This window comes from Streptomyces sp. NPDC005899 (genome assembly GCF_040629645.1).
In the GTDB taxonomy this organism is placed as follows: Bacteria; Actinomycetota; Actinomycetes; order Streptomycetales; family Streptomycetaceae; genus Streptomyces.
In genome coordinates, this window is record NZ_JBEXWB010000544.1 from 1 (window position 1) to 2,895 (window position 2,895).

3 protein-coding genes and 1 pseudogene are annotated in these 2,895 nt (G+C 68.5%); all 4 read right to left on the reverse strand.

All coding sequences use genetic code 11. From position 1 onward, the window contains the following. Positions 1-111 precede the first annotated feature (111 nt). Positions 112-864, reverse strand: coding sequence for a hypothetical protein (locus ABZ371_RS31170; protein WP_358685990.1), 753 nt, complete (start codon positions 862-864; stop codon positions 112-114). Between the two features lie 45 nt (positions 865-909). Then, a complete protein-coding gene (locus ABZ371_RS31175; protein ID WP_358685992.1) occupies positions 910-1,209 on the reverse strand; it encodes a 2Fe-2S iron-sulfur cluster-binding protein in 300 nt (99 codons plus the stop codon). Further along, positions 1,206-2,201: an NAD(P)/FAD-dependent oxidoreductase gene (locus tag ABZ371_RS31180; RefSeq protein ID WP_358685994.1), complete on the reverse strand. Its 996-nt coding sequence runs from the start codon at positions 2,199-2,201 to the stop codon at positions 1,206-1,208. Before ABZ371_RS31180 ends, ABZ371_RS31175 begins: the two co-directional genes overlap by 4 nt. 453 nt (positions 2,202-2,654) lie before the next feature. Beyond that, positions 2,655-2,895, reverse strand: a pseudogene (locus ABZ371_RS31185) (hypothetical protein); the annotation flags it as partial.

Genomic DNA, 2,895 nt, shown 5'->3' on the forward strand with positions numbered 1-2,895 from the left:
CCCGGCCCTCCCCCCCCCCCCCCCGGGTTGGAGCCGGCCCCACCTCCCCCTCCCGCCGCGGCGGGGGGGGGGGCGCGGCCGCCCCGCCCCCCACCCCCGCTGGGGCGGGTGTCAGGCGGGCTGCTGCTCGGACTTGGCGACGGTGTCCAGGTAGAGCTCCTCGAAGTACTGCGCCAGGATCGCCTGGTGCTCGCGGAGGTACCGCTTGAACGCGACGATGTCGTCGTCGTTGCGCAGCAGGTGCCGGACCGCCGCCCAGACCTCGCCGGGGTGGTCGTCGTTGATGTCGGTGTGCGAGTGGTTGATCTGGCCGCCGATGTTGTCCTCGCCGACCGAGTTCTTCAGCGCCTCCAGCTTCTTGGGCTCCAGCTTCACGTTCACGTACTCGACGAGGTAGGAGTACGCGACGACGCCGAGCGGACCCTCGTGGTCCAGGAGGTAGGAGAAGTATCCGGTCAGCAGCTTGGTCGACAGGTAGGGCTCGGTGGCCAGGAACTCCTCGCGTGACACACCGGCCTTCTCCAGGTCCGTGATGAAGAGCTCGTCGTGCAGCATCTCCTCCTGCTCGTAGTTGGCCCAGACCTGCGCCGCCTCCGGGCTGCGCTTGGCGATCTCGACCAAGGCCTTGGCCTCGGAGACGCGCAGCAGCCGGATGCGCCAGGCGGTCTCGATCAGGTTCCGCTTGTAGTACTCGGAGTCGACGTTCTTGCCCTCCAGGTGGGCGGCCTCGGGTACGTTGGCGTACCACTCGAGGACCTGCTGGTCGAGCTGCTCGTCGATCTCGGCGCGCAGCTTCGCGGAGGCGGTGGCGGTGAGGAACCGGGAGCGGTCCCCGTAGCCGGCGTTCGTCACGCGGTTAGGCATGGTCAACCTCTTCCTTGAGTGCCCGTACGTTCTGGACGAGCGGTTTCAGATGGTGTCGGCGACACGAACGGTCGCGTCGCCCTGCAGCCGGCACTGGCAGGCCAAGCGGTGTGAGCCGCCGGTCCGGCCGAGGTCTTGCAGGAAGTCGAGTTCGTCGTCGTCGGGCTCCCCGAGAGAGCCGAAACCCTCCAGGACCTCGATCACGCACGCACCGCAGGATCCCGAGCGGCATCCGAACGGGATGAGTCGCTGCGAGACTTCGTACTCGACTTCGGTCAGGGGCGATCCCGCAGGCAGCAGAACCTCGGTTCCTGTGGGCAGGATCTTCAGACATTTCATGGTCATGACATCAATGCGCCGTCGATGTCGGTGGAGTGGCCCGGCGCGAGACGGGAGCCGGGACGCAGCTCCACAGCCAGATGGTTCGCCGCGGTCGCCGCCTCCCCGAAGCCCACCGAGATGAGCGGAACGCGACCCTCGTAGGAACACATGTCGCCGACCGCGTAAACCCCCGGCAAATTGGTGCGCATAGCGGTGTCCACCACGATCTGCCGATGCAGCATCCGGAACCCCCAATCAGCGATGGGACCTAGATCGGTGATGTATCCCAGTGCTGCGACAAGATCCTGGGCGGGCAATTCCCATTGCTCTTCACCGACTCGCACGGTCACTTCTTCCAGATGTCCGGCACCGCGACAGGCCACGACCTCGGCGTCGGTGACGACGCGAATTCCGCAGGCGTACATCTGCTTGACACCGTGCTCGTGGGCGCGGAAGGCCGAGCGCCGATGGACGACGGTGACGGACCGTGCGATCGACACGAGGGCGAGGGCCCAGTCGACCGCACTGTCACCACCCCCCACGATCACCACGTCGCGGTCGCGGTGTCTGTCGAGACGCGGCACGTGGTGCGCCACTCCCAACCCCTGGTACGGCCCCAGACAGGGCAGGGTGCGGGGGACGGCGCGGCCGAGCCCGGCCGCGATCACGACGGCCCCGGCCCGTACCCGCCGACCGCCCTCGATGCCGATCGTCCAGCCTCCGCCCTGGCCGGGCGTCAGCGAGACCGCCGCCCGGCCGAGGAGGTATGCGGGGCGGAACGCCTCCGCCTGGGCGACGAGGTTGTCGACCAGTTCCCTGCCCCGTACGGCGGGGTGCCCCGCGATGTCGTAGATCTTCTTCTCCGGGTACAGGGCCGCGATCTGGCCGCCCGGCTCGGGCAGAGCGTCGATCAGTACGCTGGAAAGCCCCCGGAAGCCCGCGCAGTAGGCGGCGTACAGCCCAGCCGGCCCCGCTCCGACCACAGCGACGTCCGCGCTCGTCTCCGTATCGGTCACGGTCGCATCCACTCGAACTCCCGCTCGGTTCATCCTGAAATCCAGGCCTTTCTCGCGTCGGGTCGGACAGTTCGTTCGTTCGACCGGTTCACCTTCCGAATTCCGGGAGTCCACTCTCCTTCCATTCGGACTTCTCCTGTCCCACGGCGGATCACCAGGTGAATTCCTTTTATGTTTCGGGGGGATCACCGCCGAGTTCCATTTCATAGTCCAGCGGCATGCCCACGCCGTCAACGAAAGGACTCGGAACTCCGGCCCGCCCTGTACTCGGACGCGATCGGCAGAGGTTTTTCATCGACACACCGGGCGCGGGGCGCCGTAGGCCCGACATGCCGATTCCGGCATCCGGAGCGTCACCGCGTTCCGGTCCCGGTGCCGGTTCACCTCGTGCTCCTGGCCCCCGCGCGCAGCACTCCCGAGCCCGGCGCGCGCTCCTCCCGGCCTCGCGGCGCCCTACTTCGCGCCGGGGCCGCCGCCGGCCTGGTCCAGGGCACTCGCGAACCGCTCCCACTCGCGGGCGTAGGAGTTGGCCAGGTCCGCGACGACGACGGCGCAGTGCGGCGGCACCGCCGCCATCAGCTGCCGCCCCACTTCGAGGTCGGGTGCGCGCTCGTTCAGCCAGCGCAGCAGCGCACGCCCTGATTCGGTGAGCCGGAGCGACGGGTCCTTCGCCAGGGTCTCGACACGCCGCGGC